General features: G+C 71.8%; 18 protein-coding genes and 1 pseudogene. 13 read left to right on the forward strand and 6 right to left on the reverse strand.

Translation table 11 applies throughout. The features are described from left to right. The 5 genes from AMK21_RS25935 to AMK21_RS25955 are packed head-to-tail and all read left to right on the forward strand — an operon-like array spanning window position 1 to window position 9,118. Window positions 1-3,180, forward strand: a complete 3,180-nt coding sequence (locus AMK21_RS25935) for a non-ribosomal peptide synthetase (RefSeq protein ID WP_073881610.1) — start codon at window positions 1-3, stop codon at window positions 3,178-3,180. Beyond that, on the forward strand, window positions 3,173-4,585 hold the full coding sequence (gene glyA / locus AMK21_RS25940; protein WP_073881611.1) for a serine hydroxymethyltransferase: 1,413 nt from the start codon (window positions 3,173-3,175) through the stop codon (window positions 4,583-4,585). Before AMK21_RS25935 ends, glyA begins: the two co-directional genes overlap by 8 nt. Next, window positions 4,582-6,981, forward strand: a complete 2,400-nt coding sequence (locus AMK21_RS25945) for a non-ribosomal peptide synthetase (protein ID WP_073881612.1) — start codon at window positions 4,582-4,584, stop codon at window positions 6,979-6,981. The genes glyA and AMK21_RS25945 overlap by 4 nt, the downstream gene beginning before the upstream one ends. Further along, complete coding sequence (locus AMK21_RS25950; RefSeq protein ID WP_073881613.1) at window positions 6,978-7,793, forward strand: alpha/beta fold hydrolase; 816 nt, start codon at window positions 6,978-6,980, stop codon at window positions 7,791-7,793. Before AMK21_RS25945 ends, AMK21_RS25950 begins: the two co-directional genes overlap by 4 nt. After that, on the forward strand, window positions 7,790-9,118 hold the full coding sequence (locus AMK21_RS25955; protein WP_073881614.1) for an MFS transporter: 1,329 nt from the start codon (window positions 7,790-7,792) through the stop codon (window positions 9,116-9,118). Before AMK21_RS25950 ends, AMK21_RS25955 begins: the two co-directional genes overlap by 4 nt. A 54-nt stretch (window positions 9,119-9,172) precedes the next feature. On the opposite strand, the gene AMK21_RS25960 is transcribed toward AMK21_RS25955, so the two are convergent. Further along, window positions 9,173-10,792, reverse strand: coding sequence for an AfsR/SARP family transcriptional regulator (locus AMK21_RS25960; RefSeq protein ID WP_234422051.1), 1,620 nt, complete (start codon window positions 10,790-10,792; stop codon window positions 9,173-9,175). Window positions 10,793-11,704: 912 nt separating this feature from the next. Here AMK21_RS25960 and AMK21_RS25965 point away from each other — a divergent pair. Beyond that, complete coding sequence (locus AMK21_RS25965; RefSeq protein ID WP_073881615.1) at window positions 11,705-12,463, forward strand: TetR/AcrR family transcriptional regulator; 759 nt, start codon at window positions 11,705-11,707, stop codon at window positions 12,461-12,463. Here the strand turns inward: AMK21_RS25965 and AMK21_RS25970 are convergent, their stop codons facing one another. Together AMK21_RS25970 and gcl are read right to left on the reverse strand one after the other, a co-directional pair. Continuing rightward, window positions 12,464-13,381 (reverse strand): pyridoxamine 5'-phosphate oxidase family protein, encoded by a 918-nt coding sequence (locus AMK21_RS25970; protein WP_073881616.1) that lies wholly within the window; start codon window positions 13,379-13,381, stop codon window positions 12,464-12,466. It abuts the gene before it with no gap. 148 nt (window positions 13,382-13,529) lie between these two features. Beyond that, window positions 13,530-15,314, reverse strand: coding sequence for a glyoxylate carboligase (gene gcl, locus AMK21_RS25975; protein WP_199863288.1), 1,785 nt, complete (start codon window positions 15,312-15,314; stop codon window positions 13,530-13,532). A gap of 283 nt (window positions 15,315-15,597) precedes the next feature. Here gcl and AMK21_RS25980 point away from each other — a divergent pair, with 283 nt between their 5' ends. The 3 genes from AMK21_RS25980 (at window position 15,598) to AMK21_RS25990 (ending at window position 17,198) form a co-directional block, all read left to right on the forward strand. Next, window positions 15,598-16,308: a hypothetical protein gene (locus tag AMK21_RS25980; protein WP_073881618.1), complete on the forward strand. Its 711-nt coding sequence runs from the start codon at window positions 15,598-15,600 to the stop codon at window positions 16,306-16,308. A 77-nt stretch (window positions 16,309-16,385) separates the two neighbouring features. Next, window positions 16,386-16,991 carry a GNAT family N-acetyltransferase gene (locus tag AMK21_RS25985; RefSeq protein WP_073881619.1) on the forward strand — a complete coding sequence of 202 codons (606 nt, stop codon included), beginning with the start codon at window positions 16,386-16,388 and terminating at the stop codon, window positions 16,989-16,991. A gap of 9 nt (window positions 16,992-17,000) precedes the next feature. Next, on the forward strand, window positions 17,001-17,198 hold the full coding sequence (locus tag AMK21_RS25990) for a hypothetical protein (RefSeq protein ID WP_073881620.1): 198 nt from the start codon (window positions 17,001-17,003) through the stop codon (window positions 17,196-17,198). Between the two features lie 131 nt (window positions 17,199-17,329). Here AMK21_RS25990 and AMK21_RS37210 read toward each other — a convergent pair. Continuing rightward, window positions 17,330-17,557, reverse strand: a pseudogene (locus tag AMK21_RS37210) (DNA glycosylase AlkZ-like family protein); the annotation flags it as partial. A gap of 183 nt (window positions 17,558-17,740) precedes the next feature. Between AMK21_RS37210 and AMK21_RS26000 the strand changes: the two are divergent. Further along, window positions 17,741-18,622 carry a DMT family transporter gene (locus tag AMK21_RS26000; RefSeq protein WP_073881621.1) on the forward strand — a complete coding sequence of 294 codons (882 nt, stop codon included), beginning with the start codon at window positions 17,741-17,743 and terminating at the stop codon, window positions 18,620-18,622. Between the two features lie 9 nt (window positions 18,623-18,631). On the opposite strand, the gene AMK21_RS26005 is transcribed toward AMK21_RS26000, so the two are convergent. Both AMK21_RS26005 and AMK21_RS26010 read right to left on the reverse strand, forming a co-directional pair. After that, complete coding sequence (locus AMK21_RS26005) at window positions 18,632-19,669, reverse strand: glutathione S-transferase family protein (protein ID WP_073881622.1); 1,038 nt, start codon at window positions 19,667-19,669, stop codon at window positions 18,632-18,634. Beyond that, window positions 19,666-21,162 carry an MFS transporter gene (locus tag AMK21_RS26010; RefSeq protein WP_073881623.1) on the reverse strand — a complete coding sequence of 499 codons (1,497 nt, stop codon included), beginning with the start codon at window positions 21,160-21,162 and terminating at the stop codon, window positions 19,666-19,668. The genes AMK21_RS26005 and AMK21_RS26010 overlap by 4 nt, the downstream gene beginning before the upstream one ends. Before the next feature lie 89 nt (window positions 21,163-21,251). Between AMK21_RS26010 and AMK21_RS26015 the strand changes: the two genes are divergently transcribed. The 3 genes from AMK21_RS26015 (at window position 21,252) to AMK21_RS26025 (ending at window position 25,705) form a co-directional block, all read left to right on the forward strand. Further along, window positions 21,252-21,647, forward strand: a complete 396-nt coding sequence (locus AMK21_RS26015) for a VOC family protein (RefSeq protein WP_073881779.1) — start codon at window positions 21,252-21,254, stop codon at window positions 21,645-21,647. A 157-nt stretch (window positions 21,648-21,804) separates the two neighbouring features. Then, window positions 21,805-22,884 (forward strand): glycoside hydrolase family 5 protein, encoded by a 1,080-nt coding sequence (locus tag AMK21_RS26020; protein ID WP_073881624.1) that lies wholly within the window; start codon window positions 21,805-21,807, stop codon window positions 22,882-22,884. Between the two features lie 412 nt (window positions 22,885-23,296). Beyond that, a complete protein-coding gene (locus AMK21_RS26025; RefSeq protein WP_073881625.1) occupies window positions 23,297-25,705 on the forward strand; it encodes an endonuclease/exonuclease/phosphatase family protein in 2,409 nt (802 codons plus the stop codon). The last annotated feature ends 21 nt before the right edge of the window (window positions 25,706-25,726 follow it).

Here is a 25,726-nt window from a genome sequence, read left to right on the forward strand (position 1 = left end):
ATGAGCGCGTCGGACGCTGACGAGTCCCGTATGCATCTGTCCTTCGGGCAGGAGCAGTTGTGGTTCCTGGACCAGATGAACCCCGGGGAGACCACCTACAACGTCCCCACCGCCTACCGGCTGCGCGGCCCGCTGGACCTGCCCGCGCTGGAGGGGGCGCTCAACCTCCTCGTGGCCCGTCACGACCAGCTGCGGGTGACCCTGCACGCGGTGGACGGCGTGCCGCACCAGGTCGTCGCCCCGGCCGAGGACACCCCGCTGCCGGTCACGGATCTGTCGGGGCTCACGGAGGAGGAGCGGGAACAGGCGCTCGACAGGGCGCTGAAGGCCGAGGCCGACACCCCGTTCGACCTGGCGGCGGGGCCGGTGCGCCGGTTCCAGCTGTTCAGGCTGGCGGACGAGGAGCACGTACTCTCCCTCAACTACCACCACATCGTCACCGACGGCTGGTCCGGCGGGGTGATCAGCCGGGACATCACCGAGGCGTACCGCCAGCTGCGGGCGGGCCTCACTGCCGATCTGCCGGCCCCGGCCGCGACCTACGCCGACCATGTGGAGCGCCAGCGGGAGCAGCGCGCCTCGGGGCAGTGGGAGAGCGAGCTGGACTTCTGGCAGGAGCGACTGGCCGGTCTGGAGGCGCTGGAGCTGCCCGCCGACCGGGTCCGCCCGGCGGAGCCCACCCGTAACGGCGAGACCTTCACCGTCAGCTTCCCGGCCGACCTGCTCGGCCACGCGCGCTCCCTCGCGCAGGAGCAGGGCGCCTCGCTGTACATGGTGGTGGCGGCGGCGCTGAAGGTGGTGCTGGCCCGGTACAGCGGGCAGGACGACATCGCGATCGGGGTGCCGATGCTCGGCCGTACCGATCCCGAACTCGAAGACGTCGTCGGCCTGTTCATCAATATGACGGTGCTGCGCTCGGACCTCTCCGGCGGGATCACCTTCGCTGAGCTGATCGAGCGGATCGCCGACAACAACCTCGATGTGTACGACAACCAGGACGTGCCCTTCGACCATGTCGTCGACCGGGTGCAGCCGGTGCGGGACGCGGGCCGCAACCCGCTGTTCCAGATCGCCGTGCAGTTGCTCGGCGAGACGACCACCGGGGACGCGCTCCAGCTGGACGGCCTGGAGACCGAGTCGATCCTGGTCTCCGGCGGGCGCTCACGCTTCGATCTGTCCTTCAGCTTCATCGAGGGCGCGGACCGGTTGCGGCTGATCGTGGAGTACGCCACCGACCTGTACGACCGCCGCCGGGTCGAGGCGATGGTCGAGCACTTCCGGACGGTGCTGGGCGCGGCCGCCGCCGACCCGGACACACCGGTCTCCAAGCTGCCGCTGCTCTCCGAGGAGGAGCGGCGCGAGCTGCTGGAGGCCGGGCGCGGGGCCGACTTCGACTACCCGACCGAGCCGGTGCACGCCACCATCGCCCGCATCGCGCGCGAGCACCCCGACCTGGTCGCCGCCGTGTGCCGGGGCAAGGAGATGACGTACGCGGAGCTGATCCGGCGGGCGGACAAGCTGGCCCGCCACATCCGCTCGCGGGGTGTGAAGCAGGAGCAGGTCGTCGCCATCGCGATGGACCGGGACCTGGACGCCCTGGTGGCGATCGTCGGCGTGATGGTCTCCGGGGCCGCGTACACGATCATCGACCCGTCGCACCCGAACGCGCGCCTGGACCACATGCTGCGGGACACCGCCGCGCCGCTCGTCATCACCCGGGACGCCGACGTCGGTGACCTGCCGCCCTCCAGCGGGTGGGAAGTGCTGCGGATCGACACCGAGTGGGAGACGGTGGAGGCCGAGGCCGACGACGTGCCCCTGGAGGAGTGGGCGGAGCCGACCTCCCTCGTCTATGTCCTCTACACCTCCGGGTCGACCGGCAAGCCCAAGGGCGTGATGATCGAACAGCGCGGGCTGCGCATGTTCATCGAGGCCTACCGGCGCACCTTCGGCGAGTGGGGCCACACGGACCGGCTGCTCCAACTGCCCGCGCTCACCTTCGACATGTCGCAGGGCGAGATCTTCGCCGGACTGATCAGCGGGTCCGCGATGGTGCTGGTTGCGCCGGAGGACGCCTCGTCTCCGGAGTCGCTGGGTGCCCTGATGCGCGACCAGCGCGTCACCTACGCGGGGCTTTCGCCGGCGATCCTGTCGCTGGTGGAGGCGGAGCCGTACCCGGACCTCAAATACATCATGGGCGGGGCGGAGGCGCTCCCGGCCGAGCTGGTCAACAAGTGGAACCTGCCGGGCCGCCAGTTCGTGAACCTGTACGGGCCGACCGAGGCGTCGGTGGCAACCACGGAGTACCTGTGTGAGCACCGCGAGTGGAAGTCCTCGCCGCCGATCGGGCGCCCGGAGTTCAGCCGACTGCACTATGTGGTCGACAAGGAATTCAACCTGGTGCCGATCGGCGTCCCGGGTGAGCTGCTGATCGGCGGCGACGAGGGGCTGTCGCGCGGCTACCTCAACCTGCCGGAGCTGACGGACGAGAAGTTCGTGCCGGACCCGTTCCTCGGCGAGGGGCGCGTCTACCGCACGGGTGACCTGGTGCGCTGGACGCCCGACCTCCAGATCGACTTCATCGGGCGCCTGGACAACCAGGTGAAGCTGCGTGGTCTACGGATCGAGCTGGGTGAGATCGAGTCGGGGCTGCTGACCCATCCCAAGGTCCGGATGGCGCTGGTGCTGCTGCGCGAGGACGACGGGGAGAAGCAGCTCGTCGGGTACTACACAATTCTCGGGGACACCTCGCCGACGGTGGCGGAGCTGCGGGACCACCTGGGGCGGACGATGCCCGAGTACATGGTGCCGACCGCGTGGGTGGAGCTGGAGGAGTTCCCGCTGACCCCGGCCCGCAAGATCAACCGGGCGGCGCTGCCGGCCCCGGTCAGCGCGGGCGGTGCGGCGGACTCCTACATCGCCCCGGCCACCCCGACCGAGGAGAAGGTCGTCGAGGTCTTCGGGACCGTGCTCGCCCAGGAGCGCGTCGGGACCGGTGCCAGCTTCTTCGAGCTGGGCGGCAACTCGCTCCAGGCGATGCGGGCGGTCAGCCGGCTCAACAAGCACTTCAAGGTGAAGGTCAACGTCCGGCTGCTGTACGGCGGTGCCACGGTCGGCGCGCTCGCGACGGCGATCGACGAGCTGGTGGCGAAGGCCGGAAAGGCGGCCAGCCGTGCCTGAACCCGTCCTGTCACAGGCGGATTTGGCGCAGCAGGGGGCCGCCGCGCTGAGTGCGGCCGACCCCGAGCTGGCGGGACTGCTGGACGCCGAGGTGGCGCAGCAGCACGCGACGCTCGCCATGGTGGCGTCCACCAGCATCGCCGATCCCTCCGTGCTGGCGGCCGCCGGATCGGCGCTCTCCAATGTCACGGCCGAGGGGTATCCCGGGGCCCGCTACCACCCGGGGGCCTCGCAGTTCGACCGGGTGGAGCGGCTCGCGGTGGAGCGGGCCAGGCAGGCGTTCGGCGCGGTGTACGCCAATGTCCAGCCGCACTCCTGCTCCTCGGCCAACCAGGCGGTGCTGGCCGCGCTGGTCCGCCCGGGCGGCACCATCCTCGCCCTCGACCTGGACTCCGGGGGGCACCTCACCCACGGCTCCCCGGCCTCGGTGACCGGGATGCACTACAACGCCGTGCACTACGGCCTGGACGGCGAGGGTCGGATCGACTACGCGCAGGTGGCGGCGCTGGCCGAGCTGCACCGGCCGAGCGTGCTCATCGCGGGGGCCAGTGCCCACCCCCGCACGCTGGATTTCCCGCGCTTCCGCGCCATTGCGGACTCGGTGGGGACGTACCTGGTCGCGGACATCTCGCACATCGCGGGTCTGGTGGCGGCCGGGGAGCATCCGACGCCGGTCGATCTGGCACACGCCACGACGACCAGTACCTACAAGCAGCTCGGCGGGCCGCGCGGCGGGCTGATCCTGATCGGGCGTGAGCACGCGACGCCCGGCCCCGACGGCCGCACCCCGCTGTCGCGGCTGATGCAGCGGGCCGTCTTCCCGCTGTCCCAGGGCACGCCGAACCCGGCGGCCATCGCGGCGAAGGCCCGGGCCCTCGCGCTGGTCGCGGAGCCCGCCTTCAAGGAGACGATGCGCCTCGTCGTCGACAACGCGGCGGCCCTGGCGGACGCCCTGTCGGCGCTCGGCCACCGGGTGCTGACCGGCGGCACCGACAACCACATGGTGCTGATCGACCTCACGGGCCGCCCCATGACCGGGGTGGTCGCGGAACGGGCCCTGGAGGAGTGCGGCATCCTCGCCAACCGGAACCGGGTCCCGGACGACACCCGGCCGCCGCTCGTCACCAGCGGGCTGCGGCTGGGCACCAACATCCTGGCCCAGCGCGGCATGGGCCCGGCCGCGATGCGCAGCTGTGCCGCTCTGCTGCACCGGGTGCTGGAGGCGACGACGGTCCGGGGCGAGCGGGAGTACGTCCTCGACGCCGGGGAGCGGGACGCGGTCCGGGCGGGGGTGGCGGAGCTGTGTGCCCGCCATCCGCTGCCCCTGGGGGCGGTGTCCGGGGTGCAGGCCGCAGGGGTGCCCGCTGCGGCGGCCTCCGGTGTGCGGGTGGGAGGCATGGCGTGACGCTCCATCACCAGGACGGCTCGGCGCCCCCCGCCCTGCTGCCGACCGACCGGCCGCGCCGGAGCGAACCCGCGGGCTGCACCGCCCGGCAGCGGGTCGTGCTCGACGGTGCGGCCGGGACGGCACCGGAGGAGCTGCTGCTCGCCGGGTTCGCCGCGCTGCTCCACCGGTACACGGGCCAGCAGGAGTTCGCCTTCCGCGTCCGTACGCCCGGTGCCGGTTCCCTCCGGCTGAGCTGCGCCATCGACGAGGGGACGACACCGGCCGGTCTCGCCCGCACCCTCCTGGAGAACCGCGAACCGGTGGCCGATGGCGAGGAACCGGCCGACTACGAGCTGGTGCTACTGGAGCGCAGCGGCGGGTCCTACGTCCACCGCACCGTCCAACTCCGTTACGACGCGACGCTGTTCGACCAGGAGACCGTCCTCCGTCTGCTCACCCACTTCCGTACGCTGATGGAGGACGCCCTCGCCCGCCCGGACGTCGTGGTCTCCCGGCTGCGGCTCCTCTCCGACGGCGAGCTGCGCCGCACACTGGTGGAGTGGAACGACACCGCCGCCGAACTCCCCCACGAGCGCTGCCTGCACCAGGCGTTCGAGGAGCGGGCGGCCGCCGACCCCGGGGCGCTCGCGCTGATCCGTGGCGCGGAGCAGTGGACGTACGGCGAGGTCAACGCGGCGGCCAACCGGCTGGCGCGTCATCTGCGCGGGCTCGGCGCGGGTGTCGGGGGACGGGTGGGTATCTGCCTGGACCGGTCGCCCGACCTGCTCGTGGCAGTCCTGGGCGTCCTCAAGTCTGGCTCCGCCTACGTGCCGTTGGACCCGGACTATCCGGAGCAGCGGATCGTGGCGATGGCCACCGGCACCTCGTGCGCGGTGATCGTCTCCCGGAGCGGGCTCTCGTCACGGCTCTGTGATGTGGGTCCGCAGGTCGTGGAGCTGGACCGGGACGCGGGGCGGTGGGCCGGCGCCCCGGCCGGGAACGTCAGCAGCGGGGTGGTCCCGGGGGACCTCGCGTACGTCATCCACACCTCGGGGTCGACCGGCGCGCCCAAGCCGATCGCACTGCGCCACCGCGGGGTGATGAACAACATCGCGGACCTCAACTCCCGTTATGCCGTGGGCCCCGGGGACCGGGTGCTCGCTCTCTCGTCCCCCAGCTTCGACATGTCCGTCTACGAGTTCCTGGGGCTGACGGCCGCCGGGGGCACGGTCGTCCTGCCCGAGCCCGCGCTCGCCAAGGACCCGCAGCACTGGGCCGATCTGCTGGCCACGCACCGGATCACGGTCTGGAACTCGGCACCCGCGCTCCTCGAACTGGTCGTGGAGCAGCTGGAGCAGAGCGGCGCCCCACCGCTGGAGGCCCTGCGCCTGGCCCTGCTGGGCGGGGACTGGGTACCGCTCTCCCTGCCGGACCGGACGCGAAAGGCCGCTCCAGGGCTCCGGTTCGTGGCGCTCGGCGGGGCCACCGAGTCGTCGATCCACTCCACGCTGTACGAGGTGGGAGAGGTCGACACGGGGTGGACGAGCATCCCCTACGGGCGGCCGATGGCCAACCAGCGCACGTACATCCTGGACGACGGCCTCCAGCCGGTGCCACCCGGCGTGGCGGGCGAACTTCATCTGGCGGGCATCGGTCTGGCCACCGGATATCTCGACCGGCCCGAGCTGACCGGGGAGCGGTTCTTCGACTGGTCCTACGGCGAGGTCGGGAACGAACGGCTCTACCGGACCGGCGATGTGGCCCGGTACGGCCCCGACGGGCTGATCGAGCTGCTCGGCCGGTCCGACTTCCAGGTCAAGGTGAACGGCCACCGCATCGAACTCGGAGAGATCGAGGCGGTGTTGAGGTCCCACGAGGCGGTCAGGGAGGCGGTCGTCGCCACCCGCAGGGACGCCGCCGGTGATCTGCGGCTGGTCGGATACGTCGTGCCGCACCCCGGCCGCACGGTCCGGCCCCGGGTGATCAGCGCCCATCTGCAGGGCGCTCTACCGCCGTTCATGGTGCCGGGCGTCGTCCTCGTCCTGGACCGGCTGCCGCTCTCCGCCAACGGCAAGACCGACCGCAGGGCGCTGCCCGCGCCGCCGCCGCCGGAGGACGGGGAGGCGTCGTACGTGGCGCCGGCCACCCCGACGGAGAAGGCGGTGGCCGACATCTTCTCCACCGTGCTGTCGGCCCCGAAGATCGGGGCGAACAGCTCCTTCCTCGCCGCCGGTGGCGATTCACTCCAGGCCATGCGGGCGGTCAGCCGGCTCAGCAAACACTTCGGGATCAAGGTGAACGTACGTCTGCTCCACGGCGGTGGCACCGTCAGCGGTGTCGCCGCCGCCATCGACGAGCTCCTCGGTTCCGCGCCACCCGCGACAGCACAGGAAGACGGAGGCCGGACAAGGTGACCGCCCCACCCGACGACAGCCTCGTCCCGCTCCGCGCGGGCGGCCACCTGCCTCCCGTGTACTGCGTCCACCCGGTCTCCGGCTCGCCGTACTGCTACACCGACCTGGCCGCGCGGCTCGACCCCGGCACCCCCGTGTTCGGCTTCGAGGCCCCCGGCTTCGACGGGGTCGGCGAACCGGCGCAGTCGATCGGGGAGTTGGCCGAGGCGCATACGGCCACGCTCAGGGCGGCTCGTCCGCACGGGCCCTACCAGCTGCTCGGCTGGTCCCTGGGCGGGGTCGTGGCCTTCGAGATGGCCCGGCTGCTGGCCGCCGAGGGTGAGGAGGTGCCGCTGCTGGTCGTGATCGACGCGGCGCTGCCCGGCACCCAGCCCTTCCCACCAGGGCCCGCGCTGGTCCGGTACTTCCTCCACGACTTCCTGGGTCTGGTGAGCGGCGGGGCGCCGGAGCTGGACCGGGCGCTGGCGAAGCTCGGCCCGGAGGCGGGGCCGCAGGAGCGGCTGGAGGCCATCGCGGACTCCGGGACCGTACCGGAGGAGTTCGACGCGGAGTTCCTGCTGGAGCGGTTCACCCTGTTCCGGGCCCATGCCCGCGCGATGGTGGACCACGTCATCGACGGGGTCCACGACGGCCCGACCACCCTGGTCAGGGCGGAGGGGTCCGAGCCGCACCTGCTGCTCTGGGAGCCGTACGCGAGCTGGCTCGACCAGCACACCGTGCCGGGCGACCATCACTCCATCTGGCGGGAACCGGGGCTCGTGGCCATCACGGACATCGTCAACCAGGCACTGCGCAGGGGAGCTTCGGTGTGAGCGAGGACAACGGCCGCGGCGACGCGGGCACCGCCACCGGCTCCGGGACGAAGGAGGCCGAGCCACCGCCGCCCCGGAGCCTGTGGCACAACCGGGATTTCCTGGTCTTCTGGGTGGGCGAAGGGCTCTCCCTGTACGGCACCCAGATAGCCAACCTCGCCCTGCCGCTCACCGCGGTCCTGGTCTTCCAGGTCGGGCCCGAGCAACTCGGCATGCTCCGCTTCGCCCAGCTGGTGCCGTTCCTGGCGCTCGCCCTGGTCTTCGGCGTCTGGGTGGACCGGGTGCGCAAACGCCCGGTGATGCTGGGCGCCAACATCGTCCGGATGGTCCTCATCGGCCTGGTGCCGCTGCTGTACCACTTCGGGCTGCTGACCCTGCCGCTGCTGTACGTGCTGGCGTTCGGGGTCGGCACGGCGGCGGTGCTCTTCGACGTCAGCTGGATGAGTTACGTACCGGTGCTGGTGAAGGACAGGCGCAGCCTGCTGGAGGCCAACACCAAGCTCAACGCCACCCTGTCGTCGGCCGATGTGGCGGGGCCCGGGATCGCGGGGACACTGGTCACCGCCTTCTCGGCGCCCGCTGCGATGGCTGCCAACGCCTTCTCGTACACCCTGTCGGTGATCTCGCTGCTGCTGGTCCGGGCGCCGGAGCCGGATCCTCCGGCGCGGGCCTCGAAGCGGCGGCTGCGCACCGAGCTGGCGGAGGGGCTGCGCTGGGTGTTCGGCAACCGGTGGCTGCGCGCGATCGCGCTCATCGGCTGCTCCTGCAACTTCTTCCTGACCATGGTGCAGTCGCTGTTCCTGCTGTACGCGGTACGGGACAAGGAGCTGTCCGCGGCGACGGTCGGCTTCGTGATGGGCGCGGCGGCGGTGGGCGGCCTGCTCGGTGCGCTGATCGCCGGGATGGTGGTCCGCCGCCTCTCGGTGGGGACGGCCTACCGGGTGTCGGTCTCCATCATCTTCCTGGGCCCGCTGCTGATCCCGGCGGCGGGCGGGCCGTCGTGGCTGCTGGTGGGCCTGTTCGTCGCGTCGTTCTTCCTGGAGTACTTCGGCTCCAGCATCTCCAACGTGATCATCGTGAGCCTGCGGCAGAGCATCACCCCGCAGCCGCTGATGGGCCGGATGACGGCCGCGATGCGGATGCTGCTGTACGGCGGCGGGGCGCTCGGCGGACCGGTCGGCGGGCTGCTGGCCGGGGTGCTGGGGCTGCACGCGGCGCTGTGGGTCGCGGGGGTGCTGTCGGCCGCGATGCTCGTGCCGATCATCCTCTCGCCCGTCGGAAAGCTGCGCACGATGCCGACCGGGCCGGAGGAGCTCCCGGCCTGACTCTTCGCCGGCGGGGCGGATGCGGTGGACCGCGTCCGCCCCGCCGGCGGCCGGCTACCGCAGGACGACGGTGCGGACGTCGCCCATCTCCACCTGCACGGGCGGCTGCGCCTCCCGCCCGGACCCGGTCTCCCACTCGACCAGCCGGATCAGGGCCGCCTCACGGTTCCCCGGCGACTCGCGCTCCGCGCAGGCGGCGGCGAACCGCTCGATGACGGCGGCGAGCGGGACGGTGGGGTTGGCCGCCAACTCCTCCGCCGCGATCCGCAAGGCCAGCGGCAGTCCGCCGCACAGCCGCACCAGCCGCACCACGGCCGCTTCCTGCCCGCGGAGCCGGCCCCCGCAGAGACTGGTGAGCAGGGTCGCCGCGTCATGGTCGGCCAGCGGGCCCATCGTCAGCACATGCGCGCCGTCGCGGGCGGCCAGTCCACTGAACCGCTGTCGGCTGGTGGCCAGGACACAGGACGAGCCGCGCGGTATGAGCGGCCTCAACTGGTCGGCGCCGAGGGCCTCGTCGAGCACCACGAGCATCCGGCGGCCGTGCAGCAGGCTGCGGTAGAGCGTGGAGCGGCCGGCCGCGTCGGCGGGCATCCGGGAGCGCTCGACGCCGAGGCTGGTCAGGAGTTGTTCCAGCGCGTCCGAGGCGGTCAGCGGCCGGCCCTGCCGGCCCGTGCCGCAGAGGTCCACATAGAGCTGGCCGTCCGGGAAACGGTCCAGCAGCCGGTGGGCCAGCTCCAGGACGAACGCCGTCTTGCCGACGCCCGGTGGGCCGTCGACGACGGCGATGGGGGTGCTGACACCGTACCTGCCACGCTCGTCGTCCAACAGCTCCTCCAGGTGCCCGAGTTCTGCCGTGCGCCCAATGAATCCGCGTGCCAGCGGCGGCAGTTGCACCGGACGGGAGAGGTCGGGGGTGGCGTCCACGCGTCTTCGGCCGTGGTGTGGGTCCGTGGCCTCCCCCTCCCGGCGCAGCCTGGGGTGACCGGCCAGTATCTGCTGGTGCAGGCTGCGCAGTTCGGCGCCCGGCTCGATGCCCAGCTCCCGGTTGAGCAGATTCCTGGTCCCGGCGTAGACGGCCAGCGCGTGCGCCTGTCGTCCGCTGCGGTAGAGGGTGAGCATGAGCAGCCAGCTCAACTTCTCGCGCAGCGGCTCCTCGCTCACGGCGGCGGAGAGTTCTGCGACCGCCTCCGCGTGGCGGCCCGCCTCCAGCATGTCGGCGGCCCACTCCTCGACGGCGGTCAGCCTAAGGTCCCGCAGCCGGGTCCGCTCAACGGCGGCGAACGGTCCCGGGACCCCGGAGTACGCGTCACCGTGCCAGAGCGCGAGGGCCTCCTCGTACCACCGGACGGCTTCCTCCGGGCTCGCCCCGATCCGTGATCTGCGGGCCCGGGCGTGGCGGCGGGTGAAGAGCGTGGCGTCCACCTGTTCCGGGTCCATCCGCAGGCAGTAGCCGCCGGAGACCGAGGTGAGGATCGCCCCCGCCTCGCGTCTGCTGCGCCCCGGTTCCAGCGCGCGACGCAGGCCGGCCACATAGGTGTGGACCCCGTTCGTCGCGGTCTGCGGGATGTCACCTTCCCAGAGCGCGTCGACGATGTTGTCGACACCGACCACCTCGCCGGCCCTGCTGGCGAGCAGAGCGAGCACCGCGCGCTGCTTGGGCGGCCCGAGAGGCACCTCCTGGCCCTGCCGCCATACACGTATCGGCCCTAAGAGCTGTATGCGCAACGGTTCCCCCGACGTGGCCAACACTCGGTCGCCTCCTGTGATCGTGTCGCGTGCGCACCGCACCTCGTCGGTACGGCGGCCGGCTGGTGGTGTCCGGGGGCGGCTCGCGCCAGGTCCCGGTGGGGGCGCCCCGGAAGGCGCCGCGACGGCGCACCGGATCCACGAGGTGGCTCCGGGACCGGTCGGTCCGGCCCGTACGCCCTCCGGGAAGGAGGCGGGCCGGGTGGTGAAGCGGGGCCGCTCCGGGCGGGTCGTGCCCGGGATGCGGGCGCGTGAGGCTCAGGGCCAGTGGCCCGGACACGTCCGCGACATCGCGCTCCGCGTGGACGTTGCCCCGGCGGTTCCCCGGCGGGGTGAATGACATGGGGTGGAATTCAGACACCCGACAGGATTGCGGGCGGCATGATTCCTTTCGCAGCCCGCACCTGCCTTTAAGATCAACACGGCCTCGCCGTCGATGACCACTTCAGGCGCCTCTCTTCCGGCCATTCCTGTATCCCTGAGACGTACGCGTAAGATAACAGTAGCGGGGTGATAGTGGGTTGTCACTGACGCCTTTTCATACTGCTGTTACCGGCCAACTCAGGTTTGAGCGGCGAACCCATGGCGGGTCTGCGACGTGTCCGTGGCGGTTCGCGAGGTGATCCCGACGCGTCCGCGCACTTCACTGCGGCGGCCACGCATTCCCCGGTCGTCCAGTTTATGTGCAGCACCCTTCTGCCAAGCTTTCCCTTACAGGTATTCACCTCAGCGGCATATGCCGCCGCCTTCCCTGCCCAGGACGCGGATTCGCCCCGGTGGCCGGAACATTCGGCCCGATCCGGCCGGTTCGCAAGTTGCCTCGCGAAGAAAGATGGATGTATGGAGTCCCGCGGACAACGCTCCGGCCGAACCGGCCGCCCGCCCCGCCTCTCGCAGGAGGCGATCCTCGTCGCCGCACAGCGCATCCTCGACACAGAGGGTCCGGAGCGCCTCTCCATGCGCCGGCTGGCCCGGGAGATGTCCAGTACGGCCATGGCCCTCTACCACCATGTCAAGGACAAGGACGAGCTCCTCCTGCTGCTGCTGGACGCGCACGCCCGGCGCTACCCGCGCCCGGTGCTGCCGAGCGAACCGCGGACCCGGCTCCTCGCCGCCGCCCAGGTGCTGCACGATCTCCTCGCGGACTGTCCGTGGATCGTGGAGGTGCTCTCCTTCGACGACTTCGTCAGCGAGTCCGCCCTGTGGGTCGTGGAGAGCATCGTCGACGCGGCGGTCGAGTGCGGGATGGCGCTGGAGGACGCCGTGTACGCGTACCGCGTGATCTGGCACTACACCACGGGCGAACTCGCCATCCGGGTCAGCCGGGAGCGCGTGCGGGGCCGGGCCGAGCGCCCGGAGTACCGCGAGCACGCCCTGGAATTCCTGGACTCGGTGGACTTCCCCCGGTTGAACGCGGTCGGCAGGCGGTGGGCGGGGCTGACCGCCCGGGATGACCACCGCAAGGGCCTGGAGGCCGTCGTCGCCGGGCTGCTGGAGCAGAAGACAGGCCGGGTGGAGCGGCGGACCGGGGTCGCGGGATGGAAGGCCGAGGCCGCGGGGGCTCCGGCCCATGCCGTCCGGGCCTCCCCGTGCTGCTGACTACCCCGGGGCCACCGGCGGGTTGAACCGGGAGAATTCCGGATCGCTCCAGCGCAGACGTACCGCGTCCCGGGTCTCCTGGACGGCCTCGACGCGGAACTCCACGACGCGCTGCGCGCCCGGTACGGCGGCCGCCTCCGCTGAGTCCCAGACGGTGTGGGCGGTGCCGGAGAGCTGGAGGAGGTCGCCGGTCTCCCAGTCGGGTACCAACATCCCCGCCCGCGGGTGGAGTTCGAGGTTGCCGAGGGTGAGGAACATGGCGTTGCCCGCGTAGTCGGGCCAGCGCAGCCGGGTGGGCGAGAGCACCTGGAGGAAGCCGGGGTTGCCGCCCCGGTGCGAGGCGTCCGCGTCGCCGCCCGGGGAGGCGGTGGCGACGAAGAAGCTGTCGGAGGTGGCGAGGGTGAGCTGCTGGACGGTGGTCAGCGCCTCTCCCCGGCCGACCGCCGTGCGGCGGCCGCCCCGGTCCGGCGGGAGCACGGCGTACTCCCGCTTCTGGAGGTACTTGGGGCAGTTGCCGATGACCTGGTCGAGAGCGACCCGTACGCCGTCGGCCTCGGGGACCGAGGTTCCGTTGAGGCGGATACGGCGCCGGGTGGCCGGTTCGATGGCGATCATGCCGACCCGGGTGCCGGGCTCCCGGAGCGCCGCGCCGAGCGGGTCGTCGGCCGCGGGAAGGGCGCCGATCGTCAGGGTTCGCGGGTCCGGCAGCCCGAGGAGGCCGGGCTCGCCGGTGAGCAGGGTGGACCAGAGGCGTCCGGAGGCGTCGGCCGCGCCGATGACGATCATCGGCTGGCGGGCCAGGAACACCGCCGCCGCGTCGGGCACCGCGTCGCGGATGGCCCGGAGCGAGCCGGCCGCCGGGGCGCGCAGTCCGGCCCGGTGCTGGACGGTGAGTTCGCCCTGGTGGTAGTCGGCCATGGTCCGTTCCCCGCCCTTCGGCCACCGGTGGGCCCGCGTCCCGGACCGGGCGGGCCTCCGGGGCGAGCGTACCTCCGTACGAGGGGAAGGCCCCCGTCCCGGAGTAGAATCCGGGTCGGGGGCCTGACGCAGGGGAGTTGAGACGGGCTCAGGACACCGTCAGCGGGCGGATCGCGGTGGGGGCGTGGGACGGGTCCGTGGCGATGTCCTCGAACTCGTTGACCGAGGCGATGTCGGTGCCGCTCATCGCGATGTTGGTGACCCGCTCCAGGATCGCCTCGACGACGACCGGGACCCGGAACTCGGCGGCGAGCTTCTTCGCCTCCTCGAAGGCGGGCAGCAGCTGGTCCGGCTCGGTGACCCGGATGGCCTTGCAGCCGAGACCCTCGACGACCTTGACGTGGTCGACGCCGTAGACGCCCAGCTCCGGGGAGTTGAGGTTCTCGAACTCCAGGTTGACCTGGAAGTCGATGTCGAAGTTGCGCTGCGCCTGGCGGATGAGCCCCAGGTAGGAGTTGTTCACCAGGACGTGCACGTAGGGGATGCGGTGCTGCGCGCCGACGGCCAGCTCCTCCAGCATGAACTGGAAGTCGTAGTCGCCGGAGAGGGCGACGACCGTGCCCTCCGGGTCGGCGGTGGCGACGCCGAGCGCGGCCGGGATCGTCCAGCCGAGGGGGCCCGCCTGGCCGCAGTTGATCCAGTGGCGCGGCTTGTAGACGTGCAGCATCTGCGCGCCGGCGATCTGCGAGAGCCCGATGGTGGTGACGTAGCGGGTCTCGGGACCGAACGCCCGGTTCATCTCCTCGTAGACGCGCTGCGGCTTCAGCGGCACGTCGTCGAAGTGGGTCCTGCGCTGGAGGGTGGCCTTGCGCTCCTGGGTGGAGGCGGCCCAGACCGAGCGGTCCGTGAGCTTGCCCGCGGCCTTCAGCTCGCGCGCCACCTCGACGAGGAGTTCCAGCGCGGCCTTGGCGTCGGAGGCGATACCGAGGTCGGGGGCGAAGATCCTGCCGAGCTGGGTGGGCTCGATGTCGACGTGGACGAAGGTGCGGCCCCGGGTGTAGACGTCCAGCTTGCCGGTGTGACGGTTGGCCCAGCGGTTGCCTATGCCGAGGACGAAGTCGGACTCCAGGAAGTTCGCGTTGCCGTAGCGGTGCGCGGTCTGCAGGCCGACCATGCCGGCGTTCAACTCGTGGTCGTCGGGGAGGATGCCCCAGCCCATCAGGGTCGGGATGACGGGGACGCCGGTCAGCTCGGCGAACTCCACGAGCAGTTCGGAGGCGTCGGCGTTGATGATGCCTCCGCCCGCGACGAGCAGCGGGCGCTCCGAGGCGTTCAGCATCTGCACGGCCCGCTCGATCTGCTTGCGGGAGGCGGCGGGCTTGTGCACCGGGAGGGGCTCGTACAGCTCGGGGTCGAACTCGATCTCGGTGAGCTGGACGTCGATCGGCAGGTCGATGAGGACCGGGCCCGGACGGCCGGTGCGCATCAGGTGGAAAGCCTGCTGGAAGACGCCGGGCACCTGGGCGGCCTCCAGGACGGTGGTCGCCGCCTTGGTGACCGGCTTGGCGATCGAGGCGATGTCGACGGCCTGGAAGTCCTCCTTGTGCAGGACGGCGGTCGGGGCCTGACCGGTGATGCAGAGGATCGGGATGGAGTCGGCGATGGCGGAGTACAGACCGGTGATCATGTCGGTGCCCGCCGGGCCCGACGTACCGATGCAGACGCCGATGTTGCCGGCCTTGGCCCGGGTGTAGCCCTCCGCCATGTGGGAGGCGCCCTCGACGTGCCGTGCCAGCGTGTGCTGCACCCCGCCGGAGGCTTTGAGGGCGGCGTAGAAGGGGTTGATCGCCGCACCCGGCACACCGAACGCGTTGCTGACGCCTTCGCGCTTGAGGATCTCGACTGCCGCACGGGCAGCGGTCATACGAGGCATGGAGAGCTCCTGCTCGGGATTGGTGGAGTCGGGCTCTGTCGCGCCACCTGAGAGCACCAATTCCGCATGGCGGAAATTCAGTTCTGCTATACGGAAGCAATCTAAAACGTGGCGGGGTCGCCGTCAAGAGCGGACGAGGCCGCCGTCAAGAGCGGGAGTCGGCGCCCAGTGGCGGGAAAGGCGCGCATTCCCTCCCCAGGACCTCGCTCCTGGTGGACGATGAGGTGACGAGGGAGGCACGGAGCGCAGCCGTCCTGCGGGGCCGTGCCGGAGGGAGACGATCGTGACGTCCGTGCCGGTAAGGTGCCCGGTCTGCAGCCGGGACCACGCCTATGTCGCACCGGCCTACCCGTGCCCGTGCGGAGCCCCCACCGCCCCGCCGCTGCTGCCCGGCGCCCCGGCGCTCCAGGTCACGCGGCGCACCTGGGACGAGGACTGGGTCACCGTCCGCTGCACGGCCTGCGACCGGCGGGACCAGTGGCCCCAGCCGGAGCTGTGCTGCCCGTGCGGAGCACTGCTGCGGATACCGGTGCGCCCGGTGGACGAGCCCGCGCCCCCGCCCCGGCCCGCCGCCCCGGCGCACATCCCGCTGCCGCGCACCGCCGCCCACCCCCGCCCCTCGTTCCGGCCGCGGACGATCCGTACCGGCCACGACGCGGTGAGCGCGGCCGCCCTCTACCTCACCTGGCTCGGCTACCGCGAGGTGGCCCGGCCCCGGGTGCGCACCGCCGGCGGGATCGATCTGCGGGCCACCGGACTCGTCGCCCAGGTCGACGCCACGACCCGGCCGGTGGAACTGCGCGCGGTGGAGTGCCTCTGGCTGAACGCCCTGGGCTCGTCGGCGGCCGGGGTGTTCTTCTCGCTCGCGGGGTACGGGGCCGAGGCGCGGGCCCGGGCGGACGGTGTCGGCCTTCCGCTCTTCGTCATGGACCTCACGGGGGCGCCGCAGCCGGTGAACAGTCCGGCGGACGAGCTGGTCAGCACCGGGGCCTGAACGGCCGGGCGCTTCCCCGGGGGGCGTTTTCGGGCCACCCCGTACCGGTGCCCCGCCCGGCGCGGCACACTGAGTACATGCGTATCCGCTCCGCCAGACGCTCCGATCTCCGCCTTCTCCAGGACATCGAGCGCGCCGCAGGGGAACCCTTCCGCACCCTCGGCATGCATTCCGTGGCCGACGACGATCCGCCCCCGCTCGACCTGCTGGAGAGCTACCGGCGGGCCGGACGGTGCTGGGTGGCCACCGATCCCCTCTCCGCCACCGGTGACCGGCCGCTCGGCTATGTGATCGCCGATCCCGTCGACGGGGCCCTGCACATCGAGCAGATCTCGGTGGACCCGGTGGCGGCCCGCCGGGGCATCGGCCGCACGCTGATCGACCGGCTCGCCGCGCTCGCCCTCGGACAGGGGCTCACCGCGCTCACTCTCACCACCTTCAGCGATGTGCCCTGGAACGCCCCGTACTACACGCGCATCGGCTTCCGGGTGCTGCACGAGCGCGAGCTCACCGACGGGCTGCGCACGATCCGCGGGGAGGAGGCGCAGCACGGCCTGGACCGCTGGCCGCGGGTCTGCATGCGGCGAGAACTGCTGCCCCTACAGCCTTCGGCACCGGCACCACCACCGGCGTCCGTACCGGCGCCTGAGTCGGCGTCGGTCGCTGTCAGTGGTGCCCCGTAAGCTAAGGGCATGGATTTGACTCCACGTCATGCCGCGCAGCCCGCCGTCGCGTCCGCCGCCCAGGCGAACGAAGCCATCCGCGCGCTCGTGGACTCACGTGCGGGCCAGGACTGGTCCGCGGTGGAGTCCGCGACGTACGAGGTGCTGCTCATCGAATGGGCGACGGCGACCCGGTCGGACGGCTCCGACATCATCGAAGCCGCCTGACCGGGCCGCACTCGGCATGGCGCGCTCGGACAAGGCGTCGAAGCGCCGGAACCGGCCGATGCGGTGGTCCGGGAGGTGCGGCTCGCGCCGCGTGAGGTGGACGTCGTGGCATGTGTGGGCAGGGCCTCCGTCCCGAAGTCCAGGAACGTGCCGAACCGGACGGCGTACGAGGTCGCGTCCGTCATCACCGACAGCATCCGCTGCCCCTCCTCGGTGATCTCAGCGCGCTCGCCTGGCCGCGGGGTGCGCAGCGGCCGCACGGTCAGGGCCGCCGCGTCCCCGTCCCGGTCGACCCGCCAGACGGCGTCGAAGAACCCGTCGACCAGGACGGTCCCGTACGACTGGTTGCCCGCCCCGTTGCATCGCCCGGTTCAGCGCCCGGGTGGAGAGGACGGCGGGGTGCTTCTTCGCGGCCATGGTCCGTACGGTAGCGATGCATGCGGACAGGTACGGTCCGCGACCACGGATCACGGGAGTTACGGCGTTACGCCCATCGGCCCCCGCCCCGCGCGCTCCTCCCCCGCCCGCCCCATGATGAACCGGTGATCAGTGTCCTCTTCGCCGTCCTGACCGCCCTGAGCAACGGCTCCGCCTCGGTGCTCCAGCGCCGGGCGGCGATGCGGGTGCCGGACAGCGAGGCGCTGCACCTCTCCCTGATCGGCCATCTGGTGCGCCAGAAGGTGTGGCTGGCCGGGATCGCCCTGGTGATCGTGGCCGCCGTCTGCCAGGCGGTGGCGCTGGCGACCGGGCCGATCTCGGTGGTGCAGCCGATCTTCGTCATCGAGCTGCCCGCGACCCTGCTGCTGGCCGGCTGGATTATGCGGGTCCGCGCGCCGCGCACGGTCTGGTACGGCGTCGCCGCGGTGACCGCCGGCCTCGCGATCGGGCTCGCGTCGGCCGCGCCGGTCGACGGCACCGACGCCGTACGGGGTGCGGACTGGGTCCCGACGCTGCTGCTGACCGGTACGTTCGAGGCGGTGCTGATCGTCGCCGCGCTGCGGGTGCGCGGCAACGCCAGGGCGGCCCTGCTGGGGCTGGCCGCCGCCTGCGGCTACGCGCTGACGGCGGCGCTGATGAAGGACGCGATGGCGCACCTCGGCCCGGACGGCGGGGCCGTCGCGCTGGTGACGTCCTGGCAGCTCTACGCGACGGCCGCGGCCGGGGTGGGGGCGCTCTTCCTGCTCCAGAACGCCCTGCACGCGGGCAGCCTGGTGGCCGTGCAGCCGGTGCTGACGCTCGGGGACGCGCTGATCAGCATCCTGTACGGGGTGACGCTCTTCGAGGAGGAGCTGCGCACCGGCTGGTGGCTGCTGCCCGAGCTGGCCGGGCTCGGGCTGATCGCCACGGGCTGTGTGGTGCTGGCCCGCTCCCCGCTCGCCGCCGACGCCCTCGCGGCGCAGCCGCCCCCGCCTCGGGTGAGCTGAGGCCCGGGCTCAGACCTGGTCGACCGACGTGACCCGCTCGTCGTCCCGTACGGGTCCCGGCGGCGTCCCGTCACCGAACGGGCGGCCGCCGAGCTGTTCGCGGTGGTGCGGGGTGGTCCAGCCGGAGAGGTCGGGGCCGAGGGGGACGATGCCGGTCGGGTTGATGCCCGTGTGCACCTGGTAGTAATGGCGCTTGATGTGGTCGAAGTCGACCGTGTCCCCGAACCCGGGGGTCTGGTAGAGGTCGCGGACGTACGCCCACAGGACGGGGTCCTCGGTGATCTTCGTACGGTTGCACTTGAAGTGTCCGTGGTAGACCGCGTCGAAGCGGACCAGGGTGGTGAAGAGCCGGATGTCGGCCTCGGTGATGGTGTCGCCGACCAGGTAGCGCCGGTCCGCGAGGCGGGCGGAGACCTGGTCGAGGCGGGCGAAGAGGGCCTCGTACGCCTCGTCGTACTCCTGCTGACTGCTGGCGAACCCGGCCTTGTAGACCCCGTTGTTGATGTCCCGGTAGATGCCCTCCATGACCTCGTCGATCTCCGCGCGCAGCGGCTCGGGGTAGAGGTCGGGGGCGCCGGGGCGGTGCAGGCCGGTCCACTCGGTGGCGAGGTCCAGGGTGATCTGCTGGAAGTCGTTGGTGACCAGCTGCCCGCTCGGTACGTCGACGATCGCGGGCACACTGACGCCGCCGGGGTAGTCGTGCTCCCGGGCGTCGTACGCCTCGCTCAGATAGCGGATGCCGAGCACCGGGTCCTTGCCGCCGGCGTCCAGGGTGAAGCGCCAACTGCGGTCGTCCTGGAGGGGGTCGGTGACGGCCAGGGAGAGGGCGTCCTCCAGGCCGAGGAGGCGCCGGGAGACCAGGGCGCGGCTGGCCCAGGGGCAGGCCCGGCTGACGGCGAGCCGGTAGCGGCCCGGTTCGACGGGCCAGCCGTCCTGACCGTCGGCGGTGATGCGGTCGGCGAAGTGGCTGCGGGACCGCTTGAACGGCTTGTGGCCGTAGGAGGTGTTGCCGTCGCTCCCGGCGCTCTTTCCGGATGTGTCGCTCATGCCGCGCTCCTCGTCGGATCGGTGCGTTCTTTCCGTTCACGTCGTCTGCCCCGCCGGTCGGCTCCGACATCGGCCAGCGCCACGATCAGCGCGGCCAGCACGAAGGCGACCGAGACGATCAGGCCGTGGTCGTACGCGTCGGCCCAGCCCTCCGTGCCGACCTGGGCGAAGAACACCGCGCCCACGGCGGCGATCCCCACCGCGGAGCCGACCCGTTGACCGGTCTGGAGGGTACCTCCGGCGCTACCGGCCCGGGGTACGGGGACCTCGGCCAGGGTCAGCGTCTGGTTGGGGGCGATCACCAGCCCGCTGCCGAGGCCGGCGAGGAGCAGCGGCGCGGCCATCGCCCAGCCCGCGCCGCCGCCCGGGACCCAGTGGACCGCGAGCGCGGTGCCCGCGAGGCCGAGGGCGACCATCGTGAGTCCGACCGCCACCAGCGGGCGGCCGAACCGCCCGACGAGCCGGCCGCCGATCGACGCCGCGGCCCCGGAGCCGAGGGCGAAGGGGGTGACGGCGAGCCCGGCCTGGAGGGCGGAGTAGTCGAGGCCGGACTGGAGGTAGAGGGTCGTGACGAAGAAGATCGAGGTGAACCCGGCGAAGTAGAGCAGGATCAGCAGGCACCCCAGCCAGTAGGAGCGCAGTCGGAACAGCGAGAGGTCCAGCACGGGGTGGGTCGGCCCGCCCGTGCATCGCGCCTCCCAGGCGACGAAGGCGCCGAGCAGGGCGGCGGCGAGGACGACCAGGAGCCACTTGCCGTTGCCGGGCCACTGCTGGGCCTGGACGAAGGGCAGCAGCAGGGCCAGGACCCCGGCCCCCAGGAGCAGGACGCCCACCGGGTCCAGGTCGCGCGGGCGGACCCGGCCGGCGGAGGGGGTGTCCGGGAGGAGGCGGTGGGCCAGCAGGAGGCAGACGGCGCCGAGCGGGAGGTTGACGTAGAAGACCCAGCGCCAGCCGTGGTCGGGGCCCGCCGCCTGGATGAGCAGACCGCCGAGCAGCGGGCCCACGGCGGTCGAGATCCCGACGACCGTGCCGAACATGCCGAAGGCGCGGCCGCGCTCGCGCCCGGAGAACATCTGCTGGATCAGCGCGGAGATCTGCGGCGAGATCAGGCCACCCGCGACGCCCTGGACCAGTCGGGCGATGACCAGCCACATGCTGGACTGGGCGGCTCCGCAGGCGGCGGAGGCCAGGGTGAACAGGGCGAGTCCGGCCATGAAGACGACCCGGCGGCCGCGCGCGTCGCCGAGGCGCCCGGCCGGGATCAGGAAGAGGCCGAAGGCGAGGGCGTAGCCGGAGAGCACCCATTGGAGGTCGGACTCGGCAGTGTTCAGCCCTTCCCTGATGGACGGGAGGGCCACGTTGACGATGGAGACGTCCAGCAGGGTCATGAACCCCGCCACCAGGCACACCGCCAGCGCTTTCCAGCGCCGAGGGTCGGGGCCGGGGTCGGCGTCCCGTCCGCCCGGGCCGGGACGCGCCGCGCTCTCTGCCATGGTTCGCACCTTAGGTCGGGCCGGGTCTTTCCTCATCCGGACATCCGGTGCACGGCGTGTCCGGGGTGACCGGGGGTACCTGTTCCCGCATGACTGTGGAGAAAACGAGCGTCCTCGTCCTCGACTGTGCCGAACCCATGGAGCTGGCCGAGTTCTACGCCGGTCTGCTCGCGGCGGACATACGGATCGGCTCCGACCCCGATTTCGTGGAGATCGTCGGCAACGACGGCGTCCGGCTGGCGATCCGCCGCGACCACGGCTACGCACCACCGAGCTGGCCCCGCCCGGAGGACTCCCAACAGGCCCATCTGCGGATCCTGGTGAGCAGCGACGACATCGACGAGGCCGAGCGCGAGGCGATCTCGCTCGGGGCCCGGCCCGTCGACACCGGTGACAGCAACAGCGGTCCGCGCGATGTCCGGGTGTACGGGGATCCGGCGGGCCACTCGTTCTCGCTGGCGGTGTACCCGCTGCCGCAGGGCTGATCAACGGCGAGAGACCCAGGGGCTCTTAGGGGCCCCTTTTCTCTTGGCCTCAACAGACAGGAGAGTTTCCCCACACTGTTGCGTCAATTGGAAGGAAGCTTTACTTTCAGTTCTGCCGCCATGGCGTCTCCCACCCCCACCCGAAGGGAGCACCACCATGTACCAGCGCACCACTTCTCCCACCGAGCCGACCCCCACGGCCGGCCGGCGCAGATTCACCCGCAAGGCCCTGATCGCCGCGTCCGCGCTCGGCGTGGTCACCGCACTCCTGGCCCCCGTCCGGGCGGGGGCCGCACCGGCCCCCGCCGCCCCCACCGCCGCGACCCCGCTCGCGGCCAACGGCCAGCTCTCCGTCTGCGGTCGGCAGCTCTGTAACGCCTCGGGCCAGGCCGTCGCCCTGAACGGCATGAGCACCCACGGCACCCAGTGGTACGCCCAGTGCGTCACCGACGGGTCGCTCAACGCCCTGGCCACCGACTGGCGCGCCGACGTGCTGCGCGTCTCCACCTACGTACAGGAGGGCGGGTACGAGACCGACCCGGCCGGATTCACCGCCCGGGCACAGAAGTTCATCGACGCGGCACACGCGCGCGGCATGTACGCGGTCATCGACTGGCACATGCTCACGCCGGGCGACCCGAACGCGAACCTCGCGCGGGCCAAGACCTTCTTCACCGCGATGGCGAAGAAGTACAAGGACCACCCGGGCGTGCTCTACGAGATCGCCAACGAGCCCTCGGGGGTGAGCTGGTCGGCCATCAAGTCGTACTCCGAGCAGATCATCCCGGTGATCCGGGCGCAGGACCCCGACGCGGTTGTCCTGGTCGGGACGCGCGCCTGGTCCTCGTTCGGGGTCTCGGAGGGCTCGAACGAGTCGGAGGTCGTGAACAACCCGGTCCGCGCCTCGAACATCATGTACACCTTCCACTTCTACGCGTCGTCGCACCGTGAGGCGTACCTCAGCGCCCTGGATCGGGCCTCCGACAAACTCCCGGTCTTCGTAACGGAGTTCGGGACGCAGAACTACGCGGGCGAGGGCGCCAACGACTTCACGATGTCGCAGCGCTACCTCGACCTGATGAAGCGCAAGAAGATCTCCTGGACCAACTGGAACTACTCCGACGACCACCGCTCCGGTGCCGTCTTCAAGACCGGCACCTGCAACGGCTCCAACTGGACCGGGACCGGGGTCCTGAAGGAGGCCGGGGTCTGGATCCGCGAGCGCATCCGCCAGTGACCCCGACCGGCCTCCTCGGCGGTCACGCAGAACGGCGGCGCGACGAGGCGCCGTCGGTGACCGCCGGGGAGTGACCGGCGTCGCGCGCCATGGCTGCCGCTCTCGGTGACGGCTCGGGCGTCGAGGACGACGACCCGGTCCGCGCGGGCGGTGGTGGCCGGGCGGTGGTCGACGACGCCGAACCGTTGACCGCATGGTGGACGGCCGTCTCACGGGGGCGTCTGGCCCGGACATTGCCGCACGTGACGGGCGCGTGGCGGGCGCGCGACGAGCCCGTACGAGGGGCCGTGCGAGGCGTGGCAGCCTGTCCTCCATGGGGGTGACGCCGGGAATTAACCGGTGATGCCTTGTCATGCCCCGTTCTACGCGCATAGTTTTTGGCTCTTACCACCAAGCTTGAGGGGCACCTCCCGTGCAGATATCCAGATCCGGTTCCGTCCTGCTGACCGGCGCCGTCGCCGTCGCGCTCGCGGTGACCGCCCTGCCCGCCGCCCAGGCGGCCCCGTCCGCCACCGCGGTGATCTCCGAGGTGTACGGCGGCGGGGGCAACTCCGGCGCGACGCTGACCCGGGACTTCGTCGAGCTGGCCAACGCCGGCTCCACGCCGTTCGAGGTCGCCGGCTTCAGCGTCCAGTACCTGCCGGGCGCTCCGTCGGCCGGTTCGCAGTGGCAGGTCTCCGCGCTCACCGGGGCGATCGCCCCCGGCGGCCGCTACCTGGTCGCCCAGGCCGCGGGCACCGGCGGCACCGTCGCCCTGCCCACCCCGGACGCCACCGGCACCATCGCCATGGCCGCCGGAAGCGGCACCGTGGCCCTGGTCTCGGGCACCACGCCGCTCACCTGCAAAACGGCGGCGGACTGCGCGGCCGAGCCCCGCATCGTGGACCTGGTCGGCTACGGTTCCGCGGTCGTCCGGGAGGGCAGCGGCCCGGCCCCCACCGCCTCGGCCACCGCCTCCGTCTCCCGGACCGCCTCGCTCACCGACACCGACGACAACGCCGCCGACCTCTCCGCCGGCGCCCCGACCCCCGTCAACGCGGCGGGCGAGACGTCCGGCGGCGGCCAGGAGCCGGAGGAGCCCGGCCCGACCGAGCCCGGCCCCGTACGGATCCACGACATCCAGGGCACCACCCGTATCTCCCCGCTCGCCGGCACGGCGGTCACCGGCGTGCCGGGCACCGTCACCGGCGTACGGACCACGGGTTCGCGCGGCTTCTGGATCCAGGACACCGCGCCCGACCAGGACGTGCGGACCAGCGAGGGCCTGTTCGTCTACACCGGCTCCGCAGCACCGGCCGTCAAGGTCGGCGACGCGGTCCTGGTGAGCGGCAAGGTGGCCGAGTACTACCCGGGCACCAGCACCCAGTCGATCACCCAGCTCACCGCGCCGCGCACCACCGTCCTCTCCTCCGGCAACGCGCTGCCCGCGCCGGTCGTCCTCGACGCCCGCTCGGTGCCCGGCCGTTACGTGCCCTCGGCGGGCGGCGGCGCCACCGACGCGCTGCCCCTGGAGCCGAAGCGCTACGCCCTGGACCTGTACGAGGCCCTGGAGGGCGCCCGGGTCGAGATCGCCGACACCCGGGTGACCGGGGCGACGACCGCGTACGACGAGATCTGGGTGACGGTCAAGCCGAAGGAGAACCCGACCCGGCGCGGCGGCACGCTCTACGCCTCGTACACGGACCAGAACACCGGCCGCCTCAAGGTGATGTCGCTGGACCCGGCGCAGCCGATCCCCACGGCGAACGTGGGTGACGTGCTGAAGGGCCGCACCACCGGTGTGCTCGACTACGCCTCCTACGGCGGCTACAACGTGCAGGCCACCGAGCTGGGCACGCACGTCGACAAGAAGCTGGGGCGCGAGGTGACCCGCAAGCAGAAGAGGAACGAGCTCGCGGTCGCCACGTACAACGTGGAGAACCTGGACGCGGCCGACCCGCAGGACAAGTTCGACACGCTGGCCGAGGGCGTCGCGACGAACCTCTCCTCCCCCGACATCGTCTCGCTGGAGGAGATCCAGGACGACAACGGGCCGGTCAACGACGGCACCGTGGGCTCCGAGGCGACGCTGAAGCGGTTCACGGACGCGATCGTCGCCAAGGGCGGCCCGCGCTACGCCTGGCGCTACATCGCCCCCGAGAACAACAAGGACGGCGGCGAGCCCGGCGGCAACATCCGCAACGTCTTCCTCTACAACGCCGAGCGGGTCTCCTTCGCCGACCGGTCGGGCGGCGACGCCACCACTCCGGTCCAGGCGGTGAAGACCCGCAAGGGCGTCGAGCTCTCCGCCTCGCCCGGCCGGATCAACCCGGCGAGCCCGGCGTGGGAGGCAAGCCGCAAGCCTCTGGTGGGCGAGTTCACCTTCCGGGGCAAGCCGGTCTTCGTCATCGGCAACCACTTCGGCTCCAAGGGTGGCGACCAGCCGCTGCACGGCCGCTTCCAGGAGCCGAACCGCTCCTCGGAGACCAAGCGGATCCAGCAGGCCGCCGAGGTGAACACCTTCGTCACCTCCCTGCTGAAGGCGGACAAGTCGGCGCAGGTGGTGGCGCTCGGGGACTTCAACGACTTCGAGTTCTCCCCGACGTTCACGGCGCTGACCCAGGGCAAGGTGCTCAAGCCTCTGATCACGACGCTGCACCCCTCGGAGCGGTACAGCTACGTCTTCGACGGCAACTCACAGACGCTGGACCACATCCTGACGAGCCCGGCGGTCCGGCGCTTCGACTACGACGTGGTGCACATCAACGCGGAGTTCGCCGACCAGGCGAGCGACCACGACCCGCAGGTGGTGCGGATCAAGGTCGGCGGCTCCGGGCACTGAGCCCCAGGCGCCCGGGCGGGC

Origin of the sequence: Streptomyces sp. CB00316 (genome assembly GCF_001905595.1) — a bacterium.
GTDB lineage: Bacteria > Actinomycetota > Actinomycetes > Streptomycetales > Streptomycetaceae > Streptomyces.